The sequence below is a fragment of the Halomonas sp. HK25 genome (assembly GCF_047795635.1).
Lineage (GTDB): Bacteria > Pseudomonadota > Gammaproteobacteria > Pseudomonadales > Halomonadaceae > Halomonas.
This window is the reverse complement of the sequence record NZ_CP181044.1, coordinates 2,096,826-2,118,118: the sequence shown is the minus strand read 5'-3', so window position 1 is coordinate 2,118,118 and position 21,293 is coordinate 2,096,826. Positions and strand designations below refer to the sequence as shown.

The 21,293-nt window shown below is 66.8% G+C and carries 22 protein-coding genes; 8 read left to right on the top strand and 14 right to left on the bottom strand.

Annotation, left to right across the window (positions count from 1 at the left end; all coding sequences use genetic code 11):
• Positions 1-82: 82 nt before the first annotated feature.
• Positions 83-475, bottom strand: coding sequence for a glycine cleavage system protein GcvH (gcvH, locus tag ACM26W_RS10225; RefSeq protein ID WP_416139289.1), 393 nt, complete (start codon positions 473-475; stop codon positions 83-85).
• 497 nt (positions 476-972) lie between these two features.
• Between gcvH and ACM26W_RS10220 the strand changes: the two genes are divergently transcribed.
• Positions 973-2,376 (top strand): alanine/glycine:cation symporter family protein, encoded by a 1,404-nt coding sequence (locus ACM26W_RS10220; protein WP_416140720.1) that lies wholly within the window; start codon positions 973-975, stop codon positions 2,374-2,376.
• A 78-nt stretch (positions 2,377-2,454) separates the two neighbouring features.
• On the top strand, positions 2,455-3,567 hold the full coding sequence (gene gcvT, locus ACM26W_RS10215; protein ID WP_416140719.1) for a glycine cleavage system aminomethyltransferase GcvT: 1,113 nt from the start codon (positions 2,455-2,457) through the stop codon (positions 3,565-3,567).
• A gap of 135 nt (positions 3,568-3,702) precedes the next feature.
• Here gcvT and ACM26W_RS10210 read toward each other — a convergent pair whose 3' ends face one another.
• The 6 genes from ACM26W_RS10210 to ACM26W_RS10185 form a co-directional block, all read right to left on the bottom strand.
• Positions 3,703-4,323, bottom strand: coding sequence for an alpha-ketoglutarate-dependent dioxygenase AlkB family protein (locus tag ACM26W_RS10210; protein WP_416140718.1), 621 nt, complete (start codon positions 4,321-4,323; stop codon positions 3,703-3,705).
• A gap of 24 nt (positions 4,324-4,347) precedes the next feature.
• Complete coding sequence (locus ACM26W_RS10205; protein ID WP_416140717.1) at positions 4,348-4,890, bottom strand: phosphatase PAP2 family protein; 543 nt, start codon at positions 4,888-4,890, stop codon at positions 4,348-4,350.
• Positions 4,862-6,022, bottom strand: coding sequence for a glycosyltransferase family 4 protein (locus ACM26W_RS10200; protein ID WP_416140716.1), 1,161 nt, complete (start codon positions 6,020-6,022; stop codon positions 4,862-4,864). Before ACM26W_RS10200 ends, ACM26W_RS10205 begins: the two co-directional genes overlap by 29 nt.
• A gap of 108 nt (positions 6,023-6,130) precedes the next feature.
• Positions 6,131-7,066: a LysM peptidoglycan-binding domain-containing protein gene (locus ACM26W_RS10195; protein WP_416140715.1), complete on the bottom strand. Its 936-nt coding sequence runs from the start codon at positions 7,064-7,066 to the stop codon at positions 6,131-6,133.
• Positions 7,018-7,884 (bottom strand): acyltransferase, encoded by an 867-nt coding sequence (locus tag ACM26W_RS10190; protein WP_416140714.1) that lies wholly within the window; start codon positions 7,882-7,884, stop codon positions 7,018-7,020. The genes ACM26W_RS10195 and ACM26W_RS10190 overlap by 49 nt, the downstream gene beginning before the upstream one ends.
• 80 nt (positions 7,885-7,964) lie before the next feature.
• A complete protein-coding gene (locus tag ACM26W_RS10185; protein WP_416140713.1) occupies positions 7,965-8,861 on the bottom strand; it encodes a LysR substrate-binding domain-containing protein in 897 nt (298 codons plus the stop codon).
• Between the two features lie 146 nt (positions 8,862-9,007).
• On the opposite strand from ACM26W_RS10185, the gene ACM26W_RS10180 reads away from it, so the two are divergent.
• Together ACM26W_RS10180 and ACM26W_RS10175 are read left to right on the top strand one after the other, a co-directional pair.
• On the top strand, positions 9,008-9,709 hold the full coding sequence (locus tag ACM26W_RS10180; protein WP_416140712.1) for a CoA transferase subunit A: 702 nt from the start codon (positions 9,008-9,010) through the stop codon (positions 9,707-9,709).
• A gap of 73 nt (positions 9,710-9,782) precedes the next feature.
• Positions 9,783-10,442 carry a CoA transferase subunit B gene (locus ACM26W_RS10175; RefSeq protein ID WP_416140711.1) on the top strand — a complete coding sequence of 220 codons (660 nt, stop codon included), beginning with the start codon at positions 9,783-9,785 and terminating at the stop codon, positions 10,440-10,442.
• A gap of 93 nt (positions 10,443-10,535) precedes the next feature.
• Here the strand turns inward: ACM26W_RS10175 and ACM26W_RS10170 are convergent, their stop codons facing one another.
• From ACM26W_RS10170 to ACM26W_RS10160, 3 genes are all read right to left on the bottom strand, one after another.
• Positions 10,536-11,303 carry a DUF1338 domain-containing protein gene (locus tag ACM26W_RS10170; RefSeq protein WP_416140710.1) on the bottom strand — a complete coding sequence of 256 codons (768 nt, stop codon included), beginning with the start codon at positions 11,301-11,303 and terminating at the stop codon, positions 10,536-10,538.
• 131 nt (positions 11,304-11,434) lie between these two features.
• Positions 11,435-11,710 carry a GrxA family glutaredoxin gene (locus ACM26W_RS10165; RefSeq protein WP_416140709.1) on the bottom strand — a complete coding sequence of 92 codons (276 nt, stop codon included), beginning with the start codon at positions 11,708-11,710 and terminating at the stop codon, positions 11,435-11,437.
• Positions 11,711-11,842: 132 nt separating this feature from the next.
• Entirely contained in the window at positions 11,843-12,658 is an 816-nt protein-coding gene (locus ACM26W_RS10160) for an inositol monophosphatase family protein (protein WP_416140708.1), read from the bottom strand.
• A gap of 107 nt (positions 12,659-12,765) precedes the next feature.
• Here ACM26W_RS10160 and hybE point away from each other — a divergent pair, with 107 nt between their 5' ends.
• Both hybE and ACM26W_RS10150 read left to right on the top strand, forming a co-directional pair.
• Complete coding sequence (gene hybE / locus ACM26W_RS10155; protein WP_416140707.1) at positions 12,766-13,212, top strand: [NiFe]-hydrogenase assembly chaperone HybE; 447 nt, start codon at positions 12,766-12,768, stop codon at positions 13,210-13,212.
• 69 nt (positions 13,213-13,281) lie between these two features.
• Positions 13,282-14,055 (top strand): 3-hydroxybutyrate dehydrogenase, encoded by a 774-nt coding sequence (locus ACM26W_RS10150; RefSeq protein ID WP_416140706.1) that lies wholly within the window; start codon positions 13,282-13,284, stop codon positions 14,053-14,055.
• Between the two features lie 164 nt (positions 14,056-14,219).
• On the opposite strand, the gene ACM26W_RS10145 is transcribed toward ACM26W_RS10150, so the two are convergent.
• From ACM26W_RS10145 to ACM26W_RS10135, 3 genes are all read right to left on the bottom strand, one after another.
• The gene (locus ACM26W_RS10145; RefSeq protein WP_416140705.1) at positions 14,220-14,765 is read right to left on the bottom strand and encodes a response regulator transcription factor; all 546 of its coding nucleotides are present in this window, start codon (positions 14,763-14,765) and stop codon (positions 14,220-14,222) included.
• 31 nt (positions 14,766-14,796) lie between these two features.
• Positions 14,797-16,071 (bottom strand): ATP-binding protein, encoded by a 1,275-nt coding sequence (locus ACM26W_RS10140; protein ID WP_416140704.1) that lies wholly within the window; start codon positions 16,069-16,071, stop codon positions 14,797-14,799.
• Between the two features lie 303 nt (positions 16,072-16,374).
• Positions 16,375-17,535, bottom strand: a complete 1,161-nt coding sequence (locus ACM26W_RS10135) for a YncE family protein (protein WP_416140703.1) — start codon at positions 17,533-17,535, stop codon at positions 16,375-16,377.
• A 197-nt stretch (positions 17,536-17,732) separates the two neighbouring features.
• Between ACM26W_RS10135 and ACM26W_RS10130 the strand changes: the two genes are divergently transcribed.
• Positions 17,733-19,322, top strand: a complete 1,590-nt coding sequence (locus ACM26W_RS10130; protein WP_416140702.1) for a peptide chain release factor 3 — start codon at positions 17,733-17,735, stop codon at positions 19,320-19,322.
• 11 nt (positions 19,323-19,333) lie between these two features.
• A complete protein-coding gene (locus ACM26W_RS10125; RefSeq protein ID WP_416140701.1) occupies positions 19,334-20,107 on the top strand; it encodes a TatD family hydrolase in 774 nt (257 codons plus the stop codon).
• On the opposite strand, the gene ACM26W_RS10120 is transcribed toward ACM26W_RS10125, so the two are convergent.
• Positions 20,108-21,145, bottom strand: a complete 1,038-nt coding sequence (locus ACM26W_RS10120) for a YgfZ/GcvT domain-containing protein (protein ID WP_416140700.1) — start codon at positions 21,143-21,145, stop codon at positions 20,108-20,110.
• Positions 21,146-21,293 lie beyond the last annotated feature (148 nt).

The following is a 21,293-nucleotide window of genomic DNA, read 5'->3' as shown; positions in this document are numbered from 1 at the left end:
CCCCGGCCAGGGCGGCCGGGGCCTACGGGTAATCGCAGCGGGCTCAGACATCGGGCCCAGTCGTCGGGCTGAGTCGTCGGGCTTAGTCGTCGGATTGGGCCACGGCGGCGTAGCCGTCGGCGTCGAGCAGGTCGTCGAGCTGGGCGCTGTCGTCCAGGCGCACCTTCATCACCCAGCCGCCCTCGTAGGGCGCCTCGTTGACGGTCTCGGGGGCGTCCTCGAGGGCCTCGTTGACGGCGATGACCTCGCCGGCCACCGGGGCATAGAGGTCGGAGGCGGCCTTGACCGACTCGATCACCCCGAACTCCTCCTTGAGGGCGAGGGTACGGCCCACCTCGGGCAGCTCCACGAAGACCACGTCGCCCAGCGCTTCCTGGGCGTGGTCGCTGATGCCGATGGTGACGGTGCCGTCACCGTTGTCGAGGACCCATTCGTGGCTGTCGGCGTAGCGCAGGTTGGCGGGAATTGAGCTCATGAGAGTTTCCTATACGAAAAGGTTTTCTGGATTCGCAAATGCTAACGCCATCGGCGGCGTTTGGCGAGCCCCAGCGACGTCTTGGAGCGGGCGCCCGACATCAAGGGTGGCCCGACGAAGGCGATTCGTCCAGCCGCAAGCCCTGGCCGAGAGGGAATTCCCATCACAGCAGTCGACGGACCTGCCGAGAGGGTCGTGGCTCGGCACCAGCGGGGCCGGCGAGGGACGACGGCGAGGGCGAGACTGACTATCCTGCGGGTGTATGCAATGGCTTCAGGGTCTTGCTTGTGTTTCGCATCGGAAACGTGTTTTCACTGTATGGGGCAAACGTTGATGCCCTGCCAATTCGACAGGGTGGTGATGAGGCGGCAAGATCCGCTATGTTAGCCCGGTTCGTTTCGTCGATCCTGTGCATGGTGACCGCCAGTACGGGATGATCGCCTGGTATCGTGGCGATGAGCGGCGGATCACAACAACAATCGCAAAGGGAGATTCATGTGGAAACCTTGAACAGTATCTTTGGTGCCATCAACGGCGTGGTGTGGGGGCCGCTGATGCTCATCCTGCTGCTGGGGGTGGGCCTCTACCTGCAGATCGGCCTCAAACTGATGCCGATCCGCAAGCTTGGCATGGGCTTCAGGCTGATGTGGCAGGGCCGCGATACCAAGCCGGCGCCCGGGGAAAAGAAGAAGGAGGATGACGGCGAGATCTCGCCCTTCAATGCCCTGATGACGGCGCTCTCCGCCACCATCGGGACCGGTAACATCGCCGGCGTGGCTACTGCCATCGCCCTGGGGGGGCCCGGCGCGGTATTCTGGATGTGGATCACGGCGCTGGTGGGCATGGCCACCAAGTTCGCCGAGGCGGTACTGGCGGTGCGCTATCGCGAGACCGACAGCACCGGCTTTCACATCGGTGGTCCGATGTTCTACATCAAGAATGGCCTGGGCAGGAAGTGGCTGTGGTTGGGCGGTGCCTTCGCCTTCTTCGGCGCCGTGGCGGCCTTCGGCATCGGTAACACCGTGCAATCCAACTCGGTGGCCGATGCCCTGGACTCCACCTTCGGCATTCCGCACGGGCTTACCGGCGTGGTGATCATGGTGCTGGCCGGCGCGGTCATCCTCGGTGGCATCAAGCGCATCGCCAAGGTGGCCGGCAAGCTGGTGCCGATCATGGGCATCCTCTATGTGATCGCCGGTCTGATGGTGCTGATCGTCAATGCTGGCCAGGTCGGCGAGGCCTTCAGGCTGATCTTCTACTACGCCTTCAATCCGGTCGCGGCGGCCGGCGGTTTCGCCGGGGCGGCGGTGATGGCGGCGATCCGCTTCGGTGTGGCCCGCGGCATCTTCTCCAACGAGGCGGGCCTGGGCAGCGCGCCCATCGCCCACGCTGCAGCCAGGACCAAGAACCCGGTGCGTCAGGGCCTGATCGCCATGCTCGGGACCTTTATCGATACCATCATCGTCTGCACCATCACCGCCCTGGTGATCCTGACCTCCACGGTGTGGATCGAGGGTGAAGCGGGTGCCTCCTTGACCGCGCTCTCCTTCGATGCGGCGCTGCCGGGCTTCGGCAACCAGATCGTGTCGGTGGCGCTGGCGGTCTTTGCCTTCACCACCATCCTCGGCTGGTCCTTCTACGGCGAGAAGTGCTTCCAGTTCCTGTTCGGTACCCGCTCCATCATGCTCTATCGGGTGCTGTTCGTGCTGGCGATCCCGCTGGGCGCCATGGCCAACCTGGGCTTCATCTGGCTGATGGCCGACACCTTCAACGCCTTGATGGCGATTCCCAACCTGATCGCCCTGGCGCTGCTGTCGCCGGTGGTGTTCAAGCTGACCCGGGACTACTTCGACGGCAAGGATATCCTGCCGGGCGAGGAGTTGGACCACGACAAGGGCTGAGGCTGGCCCGTTGACCGCGGGAGGTGCCCAGGGTGCCTCCCGCCGTTGTTTCCGAGACCCGAACATGAGGGACAGGAGATGAGCGAGCTCAAGCACACCCCGCTGCATGCGCTGCATCGGGAATTGGGCGGGAAGCTGGTGCCCTTCGCCGGCTTCGAGATGCCGGTGCAGTATCCGCTGGGTGTCAAGAAGGAGCACGAGCATACCCGCAGCGCCTGCGGCCTGTTCGATGTGTCCCATATGGGGCAGCTGCTGCTGCGTGGGCCGGCCCCGGGCGAGGCGCTGGAGACCCTGGTGCCGGCGGATATCGTCGGGCTCGAGGAGGGGTGGCAGCGCTATGCGCTGTTCACCAGCGAGGAGGGCGGCATCCTCGACGACCTGATGGTGGTCAACGCCGGCGACCATCTCTATCTGGTGGTCAATGCCGCCTGCAGGGAGCAGGACATTGCTCATCTGCGTCGCGGCCTCTCCGAGGGGCATGAGATCGAGGTGCTCGACCGCGGACTGCTTGCCCTGCAGGGCCCCAGGGCCGCCGATGTCATGGCGCGCCTGTGCCCGGCGGCCTGCGAAATGGTCTTCATGCAGCACGGCCACTTCGAGATCGATGGCATCCCGGTGTGGGTCAGCCGTAGCGGCTATACCGGCGAGGATGGCTTCGAGGTCTCGGTGGCCGCCGAGCAGGCCGAGGCGCTGGCCCGTCGCCTGCTCGAGGAGCCCGAGGTGAAGGCGATCGGTCTGGGGGCGCGGGACTCGCTGCGCCTGGAGGCGGGGCTGTGCCTCTATGGCCACGACATCGATACCGAGACCACCCCGGTGGAGGCGGGCCTGATCTGGGCCATCGGCAAGCCGCGTCGCCGCGGCGGTGAACGCGCCGGCGGCTTCCCCGGGGCGGATGTGATCCTCCATCAGGTAGAGATCAAGAACCACCGGCGCAAGCGGGTCGGACTGCTCGGCGAGGGGCGTGCCCCGGTGCGCGAGGGCGCCGAGCTGTTCGACGCCGACGGCAACCGCATCGGCATCGTCACCTCCGGCGGCTTCGGTCCCAGCATCGGCCAGCCGGTGGCCATGGGCTATGTCGCCCTAGCCCAGGCGGAGATCGGGACCGAGATCTTTGCCGATGTGCGCGGCAAGCGCCTGCCGATGACGGTCACAAGGATGCCCTTCGTGACACCGGGTTACCATCGCGGCTGATCGTCGACGGTGATGGGTGATGGCAAGCGGCCACCTTCGGGTGGCGGCGATGCGTTTGGTGAGCGCGGTTTTTATACCGTTATCTGAGTCTCGGCTGAGTAAATCGAGGACGGTGGCATCCGCTAGCAAGTGCGCTCAGCAATGCACTCGGCGGAACGTCAGGCTGATGCGCAGCCCGGGAATCCGTCGCGGCAGCAGGGCGTGCTGCAACCTGCGCTGCACGCCCGGCCCCATCACCAGCAGGCTGTCGTGGGGCAGCCAGACATTGAAGGGTTGGGTGGGCCCCGCGTCATTCGACGGGGCCACGCCCGGCTTGAAGCGAAAGCGCAGCGGGCGCTCGGCGCCCAGCGATACCGCCGCGATCAGTGGGTCGGGGCCGAGCTCGGGTTCGTCGTCGCTGTGCCAACCCATGCGCTCCTCGCCACCCGCATAGCGGTTGAGCAGCACGCTGTTGAAGTGGCAGGCGGAGCCAGATGCCGCCAGGGCGTCGATCACCCGGTCCCGGAGGTCGGCAACGGCCGGATGCCAGGGCTCGGGAAGGAAATTCCGGCCTGAGTAGCGGTAGCTCGCCTCGGGGTCGCCCATCCATACCTGGCTGCGCGGGATGCGACGTTCTCGACCGTAGAGGCGCAGGCTGGGTCGCTGCCAGGGGAGTTCGGCATCGAGTGTTTCAAACAGCCCCGTGGCGTCGGGCTCCCCCAGCAGGGGAGCGGCAAGCCACAGGGGTGGGTCTGGCAGCAGGATCTCGGTCGGCATCTCTCAAGGATGCCACGGCGGACGTTAGCCGACGAGGGCCAGGCTGCCCCAGGCGAACAGCAGGCCGAGCAGGGCCCCGGCCACCACGTCACTCAGGTAGTGCAGGCCTAGGCCGACCCGGGAGAGGGCGACCAGGCCGACCAGTGGCACCAGCCAGGGCGCCAGCCAAGGCACATGGCTCGCGGTCAGCGCCAGGAACATCACGGCATGCATGGTGTGCCCGCTGGGAAAGCTGTAGCGATCCCGCGCTGGCTCGCGGCAACGCACATTGCCCACGAAGGTGATGAAGGGTCGCTCGCGACACAGGCGTGTCTTCACCAGGCGATAGACGCCGATGGCGGCCAGCGCCGTGAGCAGGTACTGGGTCAGGTACTGCCAGCCGCCGGTTTCGTGAAGCAACGGCTGGGCGAGCGCGAGCGCCACCCAGGCGGGCCAGTCGCCGAGCTTGCTGGCCAGGCGCAGCAGGGCGAGCCAGGGCCGATAGAGTGTGAGGCGGCCAATGCGTTGACAGAGCCGCCACTCCAGCAGGTCGAGGCGGTCAAGCAGGGCGGGGGCGCGAGTTTCCATGGGGTGTCTCCCGGGCATGGATGAGGGCGTCGAGGAAGGTGTCGGCAATCGCCGGCCAGCCGTAGGCCAGCGCACGAAGGCGGGCATTGCGACCCAGGCGGGAGCGTCGCGCCGGCTGCTGGCAGAGTGTGACGGCGGCCTCCCGAAAGCCGTTGGCGTCATCCACCGCCAGCGCCAGGCCGCTGTGGTCGTGATCGATCAGTTCGATGCCGGCGGCATGACGGAAGGCTATGGTGGCCAGGCCGCTGGCCATGGCCTCGAGCAGCACGTTGCCCCAGGTCTCGGAGAGCGAGGGGAACAGGAAGAGGTCGGCGCTGGCGTAGTGGCTGGCCAATGCCTCGGCGGGGATGAACCCGGTGAAGTGGGCATGGGGCAGGGATGCCGCCAGGGCGCGCCGTCCGGGGCCGTCACCGACGATGACGATGCGGGCGTCGGGGCTGGCTTCGTTCAGTGCCACGCAGCTATCGCGCAGCAGTGCCAGGTTCTTCTCCGGGGCCAGGCGTCCCACGTGGAGAATGACCGGGGTGTGTTCGCCGGCGCCCCACTGTTTGCGCAGCTCGGGGTCGCGGTGGGCCGGCGAGAAGCGTTCGCCGTCGATGCCGCGAGCCATGACGCGCACGCCCCTGAAGCCGTCTGTCGTCAGGTCGTCGGCCTGCTGGTGCGTCGGCACCAGGGTGGCCTGGCTGCGGTTGTGGAAGGTGCGCAGCCGGCGTCGCACCGGGCCACTCAGCCAGGGAACGCCGTAGTCATGGCAGTAGTGGTCGAAATTGGTGTGCCACCCGGCAACGCAAGGAATGGCCAGGCGTCCGGCGACGCCCTGGGCCGACCACCCCAGCGGCCCCTGCGTGGCCAGATAGACCACGTCGGGGCGCTGTTCCAGCCAGAACTGCGTGAGGCGTCTCGGGGCGGGCAGGCCCAGGCGCACCTCCCGGTAGCCAGGCAGTGAGACGCCGCGCACCTGCAACTCGGCCTCCATGCCATCGCTGCGCGGGGGGGCAGGGGTGGCCGGGGTGGGACGCACCAGCTGTAATCGATGCCCGCGGGCGACGGCCTCCCGGCTCAGATGGCCCAGGGTGTGAGCGACGCCGTTGATCTCCGGCGCCCAGGTCTCGCTGACCAGACAGATACGCATGTGCATCCCCGCTGCGTGGCGGCCCCCTCATGGGCCCCATCACCCGACGAGAATGGACAAGCGCGATGACACCCCGGCGACCCCGGGGTGACGGTTACATGACGCGTCTCAGCGCAGCACGCGACGGGGGTCGATGGGCTTGCCGCCGTGGCGCAGGTCGAACAGCAGGTCGTAGCGCTCGCTTGCGCTGCTGTAGCCGACCTCGCACACCGGGGTGCCGCGGCTGACGCGGTCGCCGTTGGTGACCCGGGGGGTCTCGCACAGGGCGTAGACACTCTGCAGGTTTTCGGCGTGATGGATGATCACCACCTCGCCAAGCTGACGCATGCTGTCGGCGAAGCGTACCTCGCCATCGGCGACCGCGCGGGCCTGTGCGCCGCGATCGGTGGCCAGCAGCATCGGCTGCAGGGTGCCGCGCCCGTCGGCGCCGAAGGCACGCACGATACGGTAGTCTTCCAGCGGCCAGAGCCAGTTGCGGGCCGAGCGGGGGAGGTCGCCGGGGTCGGGAAGACTGGCGCGCGGGGTGGGCGAGGCGCTAGCCGAACCGCTGCTTGCGCCGGCGGATGTCGAGCGACCGGCGGTGGCCGTGCCGCCTGCGAACGGCACCTGAAGCACCTGGCCGACCCGCAGGGCGGTGGGCTCGACGCCGGGGTTGGCGGCCTGGATGCGCGAAGAGCGAGTGCCGAAACGCCGCGCGATGCTCGAGTAGGTGTCGCCAGGGCGGACCTGGTAGCGGTAGGGGCCCCCGGAAGGGGCGCGCTCTTGCTGGGTCGGCATCAGCAGACGCTGGCCCACGGCGAGTCGCCTCGAATCAGCGTCGGGGTTGAAGCGCTGCAGGCGCTCCAGGGGCACGCCGCCGCGTCGGGCGATCTCGCCCAGGGTGTCGCCGCGCTGAACGACCACCCAGCCGCTGCCCTCGGCAGTGCTGGAGGTGCGCGCACTGGCAGGGGCGTCGGGCCGCGAGGCACAGCCGCCCAGCAGCAGCGCCACCAGCATCAGCGCGAGAGCGAGTCGTCCTTTTCCTGCCACAGGGCGTTGAGCCATGAGTGGAAGCGCTCCTTGAAGTCCGGATCGTCCTGATAGTCTCCCTCGAGCATCCAGTCGGGTATTGGCAGGATGCGTGCCTTCATGACGACGCGCTGCTCCTGCCCGCACAGGAAGCCCCAGAAGGTGGGGTCTGGGTTGTCGTAGCTCAGGGTCACGTCGAGGATCCCCTCCAGGCGATCGCCGAGCAGGCTGAGCACCTGGGCGATGCCGCCGGCCCTGGGGCGCAGCAGCTCGCGGAAGGGCGCCCCCTGGGCCTCGAGCTTGTCCGGCGTGAACCGTGTGCCCTCGAGGAAGTTGAAGATGGCGATGGGGGCCTCCCGGGCACGACGGCACATCCGTTCGGTGGCCTCCTGGTCGCGCCGCGCCAGGTGGGGGTGACGGGCACGCTGCTCCGCGCTCATGCGGCGCATGAAGGGGTACTCCAGGGCCCACCAGGCGAGCCCCACGATGGGGATCCAGATCAGCTGACGCTTGAGGAAGAAGCGCGGCATGGGGATGCGCCGATGCAGAGCGAAGAACAGCACGAAGATATCGGTCCAGCTGCGGTGGTTGGAGATCACCAGCCACCACTGCTCCCGACTGAGCCCCTCGGGAATCTCGAGTTCGAAGCGTGGCTTGAGCCAGCGGCGCATCCACCACAGGTTGACGCCGATCCAGTTGAGGGCCAAGGCGTTGAGCCCCTGCAGCACACGCCGGCGCAGGGCACGCCCGGGAGTCACCAGCTTGACCAGGGTGAGCAGGATCAGGGGCCCCCCCCAGAACAGGGTGTTGAGGGTGAGCAGCAGAAGGCTGACGACGCCCTTGAGGGTCGGCATGCGTCACTCCGTGGGCCAAGGGTCGGGGGAGGTTCGGATGCGGCAATGCTAAAGGATCGCCGGGCGGCTGCCCAGCGTCCTTAGTCGCGCTCCTGGGTGGGATAGCCGAGCGTCTCCACCAGTACCTGGCGCAGGGCGAGGGCGGCGGCGGAGAGTTCGCCGTGGGTGAGCATGCCGACGGCGTGCTCGATAGCCGGGTCATCCAGCGGCAGGCAGCGGGCACCGAGCTCCTCCATCTGCTGTGCGCACAGGGAGGGCACCGCGCTGACCCCGAGGCCGCTGGCCACCATGCGCCCCACGGTGGCCAGCTGGTGGCTCTCGAAGGCCGACGGTAGGCGAATGCCGCGCTCGCCGAGCTGCTGTTCGAGCAGCCGGCGGACCATGGAGGGGCGCTGTAGCGCGATGAAGTCGTGGGTCAGCAGTGTCTCCCAGCTCAGCCTTTCGTGGCGAGCCAGCAGCGAGCGGGGGGGCACCACGGCCACGAAGCGGTCGACGAATAGCGACGTGAAGGCGAGGCTGCCCGCCGCCTCCGGCTCGAAGGCGACCCCCAGTTCCACTTGGCGATCGCGTACCATCTCGATGACCTGCTCGTTGATCACATCGTGAACCGTGACGTTGATCCGCGGATGCCGGCTACGGAAGGCCATCAGCGCCGGGGGCAGCAGATTGCTGGCGAAGGACGGCATGGTGGCGACCGTCAGGCGGCCGAGCTGCAGGGTAAAGCGCTGGCGCAGCAGCTCCTCGGTGTTATCCCAGTCGGCGAGCAGGCGCTTGGCGAGGGGCACCAACGACTCCCCCTCCGGGGTGAGGCGTACGCTGCGGGTGCTGCGGATCAGTAGGCGACCGCCGAGGCCCTCCTCGAGTCCCTTGATCGCCAGGCTGAGTGCCGGCTGGGAAAGGTGGAGTTGTTCGCACGCTTGGGTGAAACTCAGGGTCTGGGCCACGGCGAGAAAGGCGCGGAGCTGCTTGACGGTCATCGCATGCTACCAAGGTCCAATTTATTGGCTGATGTTATCAATCGATAAGAAAAACAAACTTAACAAATATATTGCGGCGAGCAACACTGGAATACGACATCACATCAACCTGCGATATTCATCCCACAACAACACGAGGCGCCACTATGGCCGGATTCGACAAGCGTGTGTACTCCTACGAAGAGGCAATGGACGGCATCGAGAGCGGCATGACCGTGATCGCCGGCGGTTTCGGGCTCTGCGGGATCCCCGAGAACCTGATCGCCGAGATCAAGCGTCGCGGCGTCAAGGACCTGACGGTGTGGTCCAACAACTGCGGCGTCGATGGCTTCGGCCTGGGCGTGTTGCTGGAAGACAAGCAGATCAGCCGGATTCATGCCTCCTACGTCGGTGAGAACGCCCTGTTCGAGCGGCAGATGCTCAACGACGAGATCGAGGTGATTCTCACTCCCCAGGGCACTCTGGCCGAGAAGATGCGTGCCGGCGGCGCCGGTATCCCGGCCTTTTTCACCGCCACTGGCTACGGCACGCCGATCGGTGAGGGCAAGGAAGTGCGCGAGTTCAACGGGCGTCACTACATCCTCGAGGAGTCGGTGGTGGGTGACTTCGCCATCGTCAAGGGCTGGAAGGCCGACCGCTACGGCAACGTCGTCTATCGCGACACCGCCCAGAACTTCAACCCGATGGCGGCTACCGCGGGCAAGATCACCGTGGTGGAGGTCGAAGAGATCGTCGAGCCCGGCGAGCTCACGCCCGACCAGATCCACACCCCGGGCATCTATGTCGACCGCATCATCCAGGGCAGCTTCGAGAAGCGCATCGAGAAGCGCACCGTGCGCGAGGGCTGAGGCCCGTGACGGCCGGCGCTCACCGCCGGCGCATTCAACGATCGCTTCTCCACCGAACACAAGAGGCAACAAGATGGCACTCACTCGCGAACAGATGGCGCAGCGCGTGGCGCGCGAACTCGAAGACGGCTTCTACGTCAACCTGGGCATCGGCATCCCGACCCTGGTGGCCAACTACATCCCCGACGGCATCGACGTCATGCTGCAGTCCGAGAACGGCCTGCTGGGCATGGGGCTCTATCCCACCGAGGCGGAAGTCGACCCGGACATGATCAACGCCGGCAAGGAGACGGTCACCGCCCGTCCTGGGGCGGCGATCTTCTCGTCGGCCGAGTCCTTCGCCATGATCCGCGGTGGCCACGTGGACCTGACCGTGCTGGGCGCCTTCGAGGTCGACCAGAACGGCAACATCGCCTCCTGGATGATCCCCGGAAAGCTGATCAAGGGGATGGGCGGCGCCATGGACCTGGTGGCCGGCGCCGAGAATATCATCTGCACCATGACCCACGCCTCCAAGCACGGCGAATCCAAGCTCCTCGAGTCGTGCAACCTGCCGCTGACCGGCGCGGGCTGCATCAACCGGGTGCTGACCGATCTCGCCTATCTGGAGATCAAGGACGGCGCCTTCCACCTCAAGGAGCGCGCCCCGGGCGTCTCCGTGGAGGAGATCGTCGAAAAGACCGCCGGCAAGCTGGTCGTACCCGACCACGTGCCGGAGATGACCTTCGACTGATCACCCCAGGCGTGAGCCTCGCCGGCCCGGACGTTATGCGTCCGGGCCGGCGTCGTTATGGCGTCGTAGAGAGGGCGGCGTGGACAATGTCGCTCAGGCGATCTCGCAGCGGGTGTGGTGGGGTAGCAGCAGTTCCACGGCGCGGTCCTGGTTGGCGCTCACCGATTTCTGCACCAGCGCCAGTCCACCGCTGTCGATGCGGTGCTCGTCGCCATCGGCGAAGGGTAGGCGCTGTGAACAGGCGGGGTAGAAGCGGTAATCCAGCAGCCCCGATACCGGGAAGATGCCGTGTTGCCGATCGCTGCTACCGGGGAAGCCATTGTCGCTGAGCCGGGCGTCAAAATGCGCCAGGGAATCACCGAGGCGCTGGCAGTCGAAGCCGGCATGGTGCAGGCGTGGACCATTGACGGCGAGCAGGCCAGCCATGGGGTGGGCCGCATGGAGCGCCTGGTAGGTGGTCCAGTCCGGCATGGGCCAAGGCCGGCCGCGGCACAGCAGGTTCTGGCCGCGTTGATCGGCCTTGGGCGCCAGGGCCATCAGCGATCCGAGGCGCTGGCGGGGTTCCCGGGAAAGGGTGCCAAGCTGAAGCTCGGCCAGCACCAGCCACGGGCCGTCGTCGGGCGGCGAGAGCAGCGCCACCAGCAGACCGCGGTCGGCCATGGCGTGGCGATGCGCGGGGCGATAGCCAAGGCGCGCAAGGCTGGGCAGCAGGGCATCCATGCACCAGGGGCCGTGATTAAGCGTCAGCAGTGCCAGATATTCCGCCGGGGCGTCTACCGGCCAGAGCCTCAGGGCGCCCACATCCGGGTGCTGATGGATAAAGTCCAGCCACAGCTGCTGGACGAACTCTTCCCTCTGCATCGATGGCTTCCCTTGTCGTGGATGCTGGCGGGAAGTATAGGCAGAGGGCCCCACAGGCCTTTCAACGCCGGGATGACGCTTTCGCCCAGCCGACCGTATTCGAGGCGAGCAGGGAGGTTTAGCTCGGCGGGTCAGACGCTGCGGGCCGGCTCCAGCAGGCGGTGCTCGCGCACGTACTGCTCGAATTCGGTGTAGCCGCCGATCGGGGTCTCGTCGATGAAGATCTGCGGCACGGTATGCACCGGCTTGCCGATGGTCTTTTCCAGGTCGGCCTTGGTGATGCCTTCCGCCTGAATATCCACGTAGCGTAAGCCCTCGATGGCACCGGTATCCTGTAGCCGGGTAGCCAGTTCGTTGGCGAAGACGCAGAAGGGGCAGCCGGGGCGGCCGAAGATGACAACAAGCATGCAGACTCCTGGTGGGGAGGTGATCGAATGGCGCATTGTGACGGATCGCCGCTGAGTGCGCCAATAGCCGGGATCAAGTCCCGCCATTGGTGCGCCCTATCGACACGTGGATCAGATGGCGGATGGCCCAGCCTATCCAGGCTCACCGGCGTCGGCACGGCGCAGCAGCTCGCCCAGTTCGCGGTGGATACCAGGGCTTGTGACCAGCAGGTTCTCGCCGTAGAGATCCTCGGGGAAGCCTGTGGGGGGTGGGTAGAGATGACCGGTGCGGGCGCCGGCCTCCCGGGCGATCAACCAGCCGGCGGCGAAATCCCAGGGGGAGACACTCTCGTAGTAGGCATCGAGCCGTCCGCAGGCCACGTCACACAGGTCCAGCGCCGCCGAGCCGTTGCGTCGCACGTCCTGGCAGTGGTGGAGGACGGCCGTCAGACGACGCATCAGCGGCGGGCGGCTGTCCCGCCGGTAGGGAAAGCCGGTGCCCACCAGGCAGTGCTCGAGGTTGCCGCTGCGACTGGCCTGGATGGGGCGCTCGTTGCACTGGGCGCCCCGGCCGGCCAGGGCGGTAAAGGTCTCACCGAGGAAGGGCGCATGGACCACGCCGAGGCGAACCTGGCCGGCCACCGCCCAGGCGATGGAGACCGCCACGTGGTGCAGGCCGTGGGCGAAGTTGACGGTGCCATCAATCGGATCCACCACCCACAGCGGGGCATCGTCACTCAGCACGTCGCGCTCCGGGGCCAGTTCCTCGCTGAGTCGCGCCTCGCCGGGGAAGCTGGCCTCGAGCCGCTCGCTGATATGGGTGTCCACGGCGACATCCACGTCGGTGACCAGTTCCTGGCCGTGCTTGTAGCGATGGCCAAAGGTCTGCTGATCCCGGGCCACGCGGATCATCTCGCCGGCCTCCCGGGCGATCTCGACGGCCAGGACCAGGCGTTCGGCTTCGGTCATGAGGGGCTCCATGGGCTCGCTGATGACGGTTCTCCAGCATAGCAGGCCAGGCTGTACCTCGGGGAGGGCGGCGCTATACTGCGGCGGCATTTGCCGAGGACCCCTGCATGCATGCCCTGACTCCCGATCAGTACGCCCGCCTGCGTGAGCTGGCCGAGGCCTGGACCCGTACCCAGCTACGCGACGCCAAGGCCTCTCCGGTCTTCAACCCGCGCCTGGCCGCCGATGCCCTCTGCTTCCAGCAGCACGACGATCCAGAGCTGGGTGAGCAGCTGGTCGGTGCCCTGGTGACGCCGGTGTCGCTGTGGCTGGTGATGGTGCCGGCCGGCGAGCCCGGCGAGATGCCGGCGACAGACGCTCGGCACTGGCTGGCGGTGCCCTCGGGGGACTATCCTCTGGAGACGGCCCGGCTGGATGAGGGGCGGTGGTGCAGGCGGCTGGTGCTGCTCGACGACCTCTCCGATGTCGCCAGCCGCCAGGCGGCCAGTCGGCTCGCCCAGCAGCTGATGGAGCGAGTGATGGCCGCCGGCGAGGAGGGCGAAGGTGGCGCCTGACGCGGCCCGGCCTTATGCTGGTTGCGCTGTATCACTGCGAGCCCGAGTTTCCCTTACAAGGAGTCGTCCATGACAGGATCCGCCACTTTCATCCCCCGCGTCGCGCTGGTGACCGGCACTACCAGCGGCATCGGCGAAGCCGTGGTGCGTCATTTCTGCGAGCTGGGCCACCAGGTGCTGGCCGTGGACTTCAATCCGGTGGGCGCCGAGGTGGCAGAGCGCGCCGGCGCGGCCTTCTTCGAGGCGGACCTCACTGACGGCGAGGCCTGCAAGGCCGCGGTGGCCGAGGCCATTCGCCGCTTCGGTCGTGTGGACATCCTGGTCAACAATGCTGGTATCCAGCACGTCGCGCCCATCGAGGCGTTTCCCGAGGCGAAGTGGCGCCAGATCATCGACCTGATGCTCACCGCGCCCTTTCTGCTCACCCAGGCAGCCTGGCCCTCCATGCGTGAGAATGGCTGGGGCCGGGTGATCAACATCGCCTCGGTGCATGCCCAGGTGGCCTCGCCCGGCAAGTCCGCTTATATCAGTGCCAAGCACGGCATGATCGGTTTGACCAAGACCGCAGCGCTCGAGGGCGGTGCGCAGGGGATTACGGCCAACGCCATTTGTCCGGCCTACGTGAAGACCCCGCTGGTGGACAATCAGATCGCCGATCAGGCGAAATTGCATGGCATGGGGGAGCAGGAAGTGATCGAGCAGATCATGCTCAAGAATGCCGCCGTGAAGCGGCTGATCGAACCGGGCGAGGTGGCCGAGCTCGTCGCCTACCTGGCCTCGGACTCTGCCGGCGCCGTCACCGGGTCGAGCTGGAACATCGACCTGGGCTGGACGGCCCAATGACCGGGCTTCGCCCGGAGCTTTGAGGCGTAAGCCTGAAGCTGGAAGAAAAACCCCTTTACTCTAGGGTTGCTGGTAGCACACTGTTTTCCAGCTTCCAGCTTCCAGCTTCCAGCTTCCAGCTTCCAGCTTCCAGCTTCCAGCTTCCAGCTTCCAGCTTCCAGCTTTCAGCGCCGCACCGGCCGCTTCTGCAGCTTGCGCTGCAGGGTGCGCCGGTGCATCCCCAGTGCCCGGGCCGTGGCAGAGATGTTGCCGTCGTGCTCCTGCAGCACCTTCTGGATGTGCTCCCAGGCCAGCCGATTGATCGAGGGTGGCTGCTCGGCTACCCCCGTTTCCGGATTGCCGACCTCCCTGTCGAAGGCGGCCAGCACCTCGTCGGCGTCTGCCGGCTTGCACATGTAGTTCACCGCACCCAGCTTGATCGCCTCCACGGCGGTGGCGATGCTGGAATAGCCGGTCAGCACCACCACCCGGCACTCCGGTACCACCTCCAGCAGATCCGGCAGCAGCATGAGGCCGGAGTCATGCTCCAGCTTCAGGTCCAGGGTGGCCAGCGTCGGTTGCTGCTGGTGCGCCAGGGCCAGGGCCTGCTCGGCGTCATGGGCCACCAGCACCTCGAAGCCACGACGGCGCATCGCGCGGTCCAGCACGTGGCAGAACATCTCGTCATCGTCGATGATCAGCAGCCGTTCGGCTGTGGTTGGCTCTTGCATGGCATCCTCGTGTTTCCGGGTGATGGCTGGCTCAACTGGCCGGATCACTGCGCGGCAGCACCACTTCGGTCAGGGTGCCTCCCTCGGGGTGATTGTACAGGCTCACGCCGCCGCCGAGGCGGTTGATGGTGGCGTGGGTCAGGAACAGGCCGATGCCCAGTCCCTTGCTCTTGGTGGAAACGAAGGTCTCGCCGAGCTGATCGGCGATGGACAGGGCGACGCCGGGGCCATGGTCGCGGATGTCGACGATCACCTCCTCGGCGTTCCAGTCGAGGCCGATCAGGATATTGTCGGGGTTGGCGTCGGCCGCGTTGTTGAGCAGGTTGGTCAGCGCCTGCTCCAGGGTGGTATCCACCGAGATCCAGGGCCGCCCGCGGCGCTCGGCCACCTCCAGGCGGTGGCTGACGTCGGGACGCAGCACCAGCCAGCGCTGCACCACCGCGGCCAGCCACATTTCAGCATCGCGCACCTGGGGCTCGCCCATGCGCCGCCGGTCGGCGTTCTCGACCAGCTGTCGCAGCCGTGACTTGCAGGTGTCCACCTGCTTGCGCAGGAGTTCGATGTCCTTGACCAGCGCAGGATTGTCTCGGGCGTCGTCGCGCATCTCGGTCAGCAGCACCGCCATGGTGGAGAGTGGGGTGCCCAATTCGTGGGCGGTGCCCGCCGCCTGGGTGGCCACGGCCAGCACCTGTTCGTTGCGCAGGGCGGCTTCCCGGGTGCGTGACAGCGCCTGCTCCCGGCTGCGCAGTGCATGGGCCATCTTGTAGATGAAGAAGGTCACCAGCCCCGCCGACAGGGCGAAATTCAGCCACATGCCAAGCACGTGAAGGCTGACGCCCTGGTCGGCATGGCCCCCGTGGGCCAGCTGTGGCACCGGGTGGTAATGCACCATCAGCAGCGAGTAGGCCAGCAGCGCCGATGTGGCGATGATCCAGGCGTAACGCCAGGGTAGGGTGGCGGCGGCGATGGTCACCGGCACCAGGTAGTAGGTGATGAAGGGGTTACTGGAGCCGCCGGTGAAGTAGAAGAGCAGAGTGAGGCCTGCCACGTCGGCCAGCAGGTGGGCCAGATATTCGGCGTGGGAGACGACGCGATGGCGTCCCAGCCGCCACCAGGTGGCCAGGTTGACCAGCGCCATGGCCAGCACCACCCCGATCACCGCCTTGACCCGCAGCTCGAAGCCGAGCAGTTCCACACCGACGATGACGCCGACCAGGAAGCCGGTCCAGGTGATCCCGCGCACGATGGTCAGGCGCATCAGGTTGCGGCTGGGGGTGGAAAGGGGTAGTGGCTGGGTGGTGGTCATGGCGGCTCCCTGCTGGCAGGTCATCATCATAACCGCTGCGGGACCGCCCTACATTTCGCAGGCCGATCCACGAGGAATACAGCCGGACACGCCCCTTTTGGCCGAGGTCCCCAACCTCTGCCTGTAGCAGTCGCTCCGGCATCTGGATTGGCCATTAGCCAACTTCTTCAAAGGCAATGCTCGCTATCCGACCTGCGAAGAAGCGTGGCAAGCAGTCGGGAGCATCGGCTCATCGACTACCGAACCCGCGGGAAGGCTGCAGGTGGCCGGGACTGCTCAGCGTGCCCGGCACCCCGCATGTCGTCAGGGGAGTGTCCGTACCCCGATGCCGTGAAAGTCGCTCTGCGGGTCGCCCTCCGCGGGCTGAATGATGGACACCACCTCGCGGGTCGCGACATCAATAACCGCGAAGCCTGGGGTTTCCCCTTGGGCCATGTGCGGCATGGAGACCGGCTCCGGGCCGCGAAGGGTCACGAAGGCAAAGCGGGAATCGGGCGAGAAGTCGAGAATATCGGGAGTCTTGCCGGTGTCGGCCAGGGTGTCGATCACCTCGAGCGTGTTGGCGTCGATGACGATGCCGTTCGAGGAGCCGCGGTTGACCATCCAGATTTCCTCACCGTTGGGCAGGTTGCGCACCCCGTGGGCATCAATGCCCTGGCTGCTCATGTCCTGGCGTACGACCTCCAGTGTCTCGACGTCGATGGCGTGCCACACGCCGACCTCCCCGCCGCCCCCATTGACCAGCATATGTCGCCCATCCGGGGTCAGCATGGTACCGCAGTTGGTCTGCAGCTCCTCGGGTCCCCAGGCCTTTTCCAGCGTGAAGCTGGCGTTGTCCACGACCACCAGGCCGCCGTTGGGCAGCGCCGGCCCCAGGGTGACGAAGGTGCGTGAGCCGTCTGCCGTATCGAAGTGGCAGATGGCCGCCACGTCGTTGAAGGCCTCGGCCTTGGCCGCGAAGATCGGGTCCTGGGCGATGTGAAGCACTCGTCCCAGCTCGAATCGCTCGTTTTCCAGGTCCAGTTGGATTTCGACCAACCGGCCGTCCCGCTCGATGTCGGCATTGCCGATGATGTCGGCCACCACGACCTCGTCGCCGGGACGCACCCCGGCCATGTGCGTGCGCGGCCCGGTGGCGATGATCTCGACCACGCTGCGGTCCTCGGTGCGGATCACGGCCACGTCACCGCTGCCCACATTGGCGGTGAAGGCATAGCGCCCATCGGAGGTGAAGTCGATCATGTGCGGTACCCGCACACCGTGATCGCCCAGGCCAATGCGCGAGACCTCCTCCAGCGCCTGGTCGTAGATATGAATGGTGTGGGTGCCCTGATCCAGGGCCCAGATCTCGTACCGATCGTCGCTGTCGGCGAGTGCTAGGCCCGCCGACAACAGCCACCCGGCTCCGCCCAGGGCGGTCATCAGGGGGGGAAGGCATGAGGCTAGCCGGTTGAAGGTGCCCATGGCGGCTCCTTTATCGATTCCTGTCGTTTGTCATCAGGAGTATAGGTAGCACAGATGTAGTCGCTGAAAGAGCCACTGGTTGTAACGCTATGCTCTCAGGCCCTACAACTACCGGGCACGAAGGCTTAGAATGCGCTCAACCCCTTTCATGCACGGTGTCGGCGTGTCCGCACCTCACTGACGGCGATACAGACTTCATGTCGGAATCCTCTCTGGCCCGCGAAGTCGGGCTAAGACGCACCTTCGCAATCATCAGTCACCCCGACGCGGGCAAGACCACCATCACCGAGAAGATGCTTCTGTTCGGAAACGCCATCCAGATGGCCGGTTCCGTCAAGAGCAAGCGCGCCGATCGACACGCCACCTCCGATTGGATGAAGATGGAGCAGGAGCGCGGCATCTCGGTGACCACCTCGGTGATGCAGTTCCCCTATGGCGGGCGCATCGTCAACCTGCTCGATACCCCGGGCCATGAGGACTTCTCCGAGGATACCTACCGGACCCTGACCGCGGTGGATTCGGCGCTGATGGTGATCGACGGCGCCAAGGGCGTCGAGGCCCGGACCGTCAAGCTGATGGAGGTATGTCGCCTGCGCACCACGCCGATCCTCACCTTCGTCAACAAGATGGACCGCGACATCCGAGAGCCCATCGAGGTGATGGACGAGGTCGAGGAGGTGCTCAACATCCAGTGCGCGCCCATGACCTGGCCGATCGGCATGGGTCGCCACTTCAAGGGCGTCTACCACCTCTACAACGACGTCGTTCATCTCTACACCCAGGGCCAGGGCAGTCGCATTCCCGACGACAAGCGCATCGAGGGGCTCGACAACCCCGAAGTGGACGAAGTGCTCGGCGAGGACCTGGCCGAGGAGATGCGCATGGAGGTGGAGTTGGTGCGTGGCGCCTCCCACGCGTTCGATCATGAAGCGTATCTGCGTGGCGACCTGACCCCAGTCTACTTCGGCACCGCCATGGGCAACTTCGGCGTGCGCGAGATGATGGACGGCTTCGTCGAGTATGCGCCACCGCCCCAGCCGCGGAAGACCGATACTCGCAGCGTGGAGGCCGAGGACGGCCGCTTCACCGGCTTCGTCTTCAAGATCCAGGCCAACATGGATCCGAACCACCGGGATCGCATCGCCTTCCTGCGGGTCTGCTCGGGCAAGTACGAGAAGAACATGAAGATGCGTCATGTGCGCATCGGGAAGGATGTGAAAATAGCGGATGCGCTGACCTTTATGGCATCGGATCGCTCCCAGGTGGAGGAGGCCTGGCCCGGGGACATCATCGGCCTGCACAACCACGGCACCATCCAGATCGGTGACACCTTCACCCAGGGCGAGGAGATGCGCTTCACCGGCATCCCGCACTTCGCCCCGGAGCTGTTCAAGCGGGTGCGTCTCAAGGATCCGCTGAAGATGAAGGCGCTGCAGAAGGGCCTGCAGCAGCTCTCCGAGGAGGGTGCCACCCAGGTCTTCATGCCGCTGGACAATAACGATCTGATCCTCGGCGCCGTGGGCACCCTGCAGTTCGACGTGGTCGCCCACCGCCTCCAGGAGGAGTACAAGGTCGAGGCGGTCTACGAGGGGGTCAACGTCAACACCGCCCGCTGGATCTACTCTGACGATGCCAGGAAGCTCGAGGAGTTCAAGCGCAAGGCCAGCGCCAACCTGGCCATCGACGGCGGCGGCTACCTGACCTATATCGCGCCCACTCGGGTCAACCTGCAGATGACCCAGGAGCGCTGGCCGGAGATCCGCTTCCAGCCGACCCGCGAGCACTGAGCTTCCCCTCGATGCTTATCGACGCCCACTGCCATCTGGATTTCCCCGACTTCGACGCCGACCGTGAGGCGGTGTTTGAACGGGCCAGGGCGGTGGGCGTCGTCCATTTCGTGGTGCCGGGCACGACCCGGGCGCGCTGGCCCGGCGTGCTGGCGCTTGGCCAGCGGGACGACGTCAGCGTCTGCCTGGGACTGCATCCCTACTTCATGGATCAGCATCGCGAGGGGGATCTGGAGGCGCTGGAAGAGGCACTGGAGGTGAGTTCCCCTCTGTCGGCGCACCGCATCGTGGCACTCGGCGAGTGCGGCATCGACGCCCGTTTCGCCGAGACCCTGGCGGCACAGTGGTCGCTCTTCGATGCCCAGCTGCGCCTGGCCAAGGCGAAGAAGCTGCCGGTGGTGATCCACTGCGTGCGCGCCAACGACCAAGTCGCCAGGCGCCTGCGCGAGCTGGCGCTGTCGGCCGGCGGGCTGATCCACGCCTTCGCCGGCTCGCCGGAGCAGGCCCAACGCTTTATCGATCTGGGGTTCGTGGTGGGACTGGGGGGCGCCGTGACCCACGAGCGGGCCAAGCGGCTGCGGCGGGCGGTAACCGCGCTGCCCGAGGAGAGCTACGTGCTGGAGACCGACAGCCCCGACATGCCCCCGGCCGGCCGCCGGGGCGAGCGCAACGAGCCGGCGCAGGTGGCAGAGGTGTGCCGGGTCGTCGCCGGGCTGCGCGGGCAGTCAGTCGAGCAGGTGGCGGCCAACAGCACCGCTACCGCGCGCCGGCTGTTCCGGCTGTGATCAGCCCTTGGCCGCCAGGCTCTCGGGGTCCAGGCGTTCGATGGGGTAGGGCAACTTCAGCTGCTTGAGCCTCTGGCCGGCCACGGTCAGCGGACCCAGGTCCTCCTTGGTGCTCAGTACCGCCAGGATCTCCGCCTGATCATAGGCGTCGAGCTCCGCGGCCAGCACCTCACCCACCGCCTTGCCCTCGGCGGTCTCCACCGGGCTGCCCAGGGGGGGCAACTCGCTGCCTTCCAGTTGGGCGCGCACCAGGCGGCGTTTCACCTGGCCGCGGAAGTGGGCGCGGGCTACCACCTCCTGGCCCGTGTAGCAGCCCTTCTTGAAGCTGATGCCCCCCAGCGCCTCCCAGTTGATCATCTGCGGCAGCAGGGCATCGCGATGGGCAGGCGTCAGCCAGGCCAGCCCGGCCTGGATGTCATGCAGGCACCACACCGCATTGCCCACGGGGCTGGCCTGCTCGGCGAGCCGCGGCCACAGCACCGAGGCGACCTCGGCGGTCACGCAGATCAGCAGGCGAGGGCGCGGCCCGGGGTGGGCCAGCAGCTGGGTGTCTGTATCACCGGCCTGGTGCCAGACTGCCGGCGGCACCAGGTCCAGCCTGACCTCCGCCAGGGCCGGGGCGTCGCGGCCGATCAGCCCGATCAGCGCCAGGTCGTCGCGGACCTTCAGCGCCGTCTTGTAGAAGGCGGCGAACTTGCCCAGGTGCTCCGCCAGGGGCTGCACCAGGCCGCGCTGCATCAGCAGCCGGTAGTGACCCTCGGCGACGCGCAGCAGCTGGGCGTTGGCCAGCATGCGCCCCTTGGGGGTGCAGAACACGGTGAGGGGCGCCAGGTCGCCGTCGGCCAGACCCACCTGGGCGCTGGTCTGGCCCTGCAGGAATCTCTCGGCGTCGGGGCCGGTCACGTCGAGCACGCCCAGGTGGACCAGTGGGGTCGCCACGGTGCCATCCAGGGCCTGGCGGGCCGGTGTCGGGGTGTCGAAGGCGATCCGGTCCTCGGCGTCCTGCCGTCCGCCCGGGGCGGTGATCCAGTCGTGCATGGGGGGCTCCTTGTCGTCTGCTGTGTGGCTGGCTCTTCTTATGCGGGTAGCCGTGCGACATTGCAACCGCTGTGGTCGTACCGGCGCCATGCTAGACTCGCCCGCACATTTCCTCAGGGCAGTCTCGGCTCACCGTGGACAGGCCCTC

Bases quoted from the DNA above. Each gene is read 5' to 3' on its own strand.
- gcvH (WP_416139289.1), bottom strand. From the start codon at position 475: ATGAGCTCAATTCCCGCCAACCTGCGCTACGCCGACAGCCACGAATGG.
- gcvT (WP_416140719.1), top strand. From the start codon at position 2,455: ATGAGCGAGCTCAAGCACACCCCGCTGCATGCGCTGCATCGGGAATTG.
- ACM26W_RS10210 (WP_416140718.1), bottom strand. From the start codon at position 4,323: ATGCCGACCGAGATCCTGCTGCCAGACCCACCCCTGTGGCTTGCCGCT.
- ACM26W_RS10205 (WP_416140717.1), bottom strand. From the start codon at position 4,890: ATGGAAACTCGCGCCCCCGCCCTGCTTGACCGCCTCGACCTGCTGGAG.
- ACM26W_RS10200 (WP_416140716.1), bottom strand. From the start codon at position 6,022: ATGCGTATCTGTCTGGTCAGCGAGACCTGGGCGCCGGAGATCAACGGC.
- ACM26W_RS10195 (WP_416140715.1), bottom strand. From the start codon at position 7,066: ATGGCTCAACGCCCTGTGGCAGGAAAAGGACGACTCGCTCTCGCGCTG.
- ACM26W_RS10190 (WP_416140714.1), bottom strand. From the start codon at position 7,884: ATGCCGACCCTCAAGGGCGTCGTCAGCCTTCTGCTGCTCACCCTCAAC.
- ACM26W_RS10185 (WP_416140713.1), bottom strand. From the start codon at position 8,861: ATGACCGTCAAGCAGCTCCGCGCCTTTCTCGCCGTGGCCCAGACCCTG.
- ACM26W_RS10180 (WP_416140712.1), top strand. From the start codon at position 9,008: ATGGCCGGATTCGACAAGCGTGTGTACTCCTACGAAGAGGCAATGGAC.
- ACM26W_RS10175 (WP_416140711.1), top strand. From the start codon at position 9,783: ATGGCACTCACTCGCGAACAGATGGCGCAGCGCGTGGCGCGCGAACTC.
- ACM26W_RS10170 (WP_416140710.1), bottom strand. From the start codon at position 11,303: ATGCAGAGGGAAGAGTTCGTCCAGCAGCTGTGGCTGGACTTTATCCAT.
- ACM26W_RS10165 (WP_416140709.1), bottom strand. From the start codon at position 11,710: ATGCTTGTTGTCATCTTCGGCCGCCCCGGCTGCCCCTTCTGCGTCTTC.
- ACM26W_RS10160 (WP_416140708.1), bottom strand. From the start codon at position 12,658: ATGACCGAAGCCGAACGCCTGGTCCTGGCCGTCGAGATCGCCCGGGAG.
- hybE (WP_416140707.1), top strand. From the start codon at position 12,766: ATGCATGCCCTGACTCCCGATCAGTACGCCCGCCTGCGTGAGCTGGCC.
- ACM26W_RS10150 (WP_416140706.1), top strand. From the start codon at position 13,282: ATGACAGGATCCGCCACTTTCATCCCCCGCGTCGCGCTGGTGACCGGC.
- ACM26W_RS10145 (WP_416140705.1), bottom strand. From the start codon at position 14,765: ATGCAAGAGCCAACCACAGCCGAACGGCTGCTGATCATCGACGATGAC.
- ACM26W_RS10140 (WP_416140704.1), bottom strand. From the start codon at position 16,071: ATGACCACCACCCAGCCACTACCCCTTTCCACCCCCAGCCGCAACCTG.
- ACM26W_RS10135 (WP_416140703.1), bottom strand. From the start codon at position 17,535: ATGGGCACCTTCAACCGGCTAGCCTCATGCCTTCCCCCCCTGATGACC.
- ACM26W_RS10130 (WP_416140702.1), top strand. From the start codon at position 17,733: ATGTCGGAATCCTCTCTGGCCCGCGAAGTCGGGCTAAGACGCACCTTC.
- ACM26W_RS10125 (WP_416140701.1), top strand. From the start codon at position 19,334: ATGCTTATCGACGCCCACTGCCATCTGGATTTCCCCGACTTCGACGCC.
- ACM26W_RS10120 (WP_416140700.1), bottom strand. From the start codon at position 21,145: ATGCACGACTGGATCACCGCCCCGGGCGGACGGCAGGACGCCGAGGAC.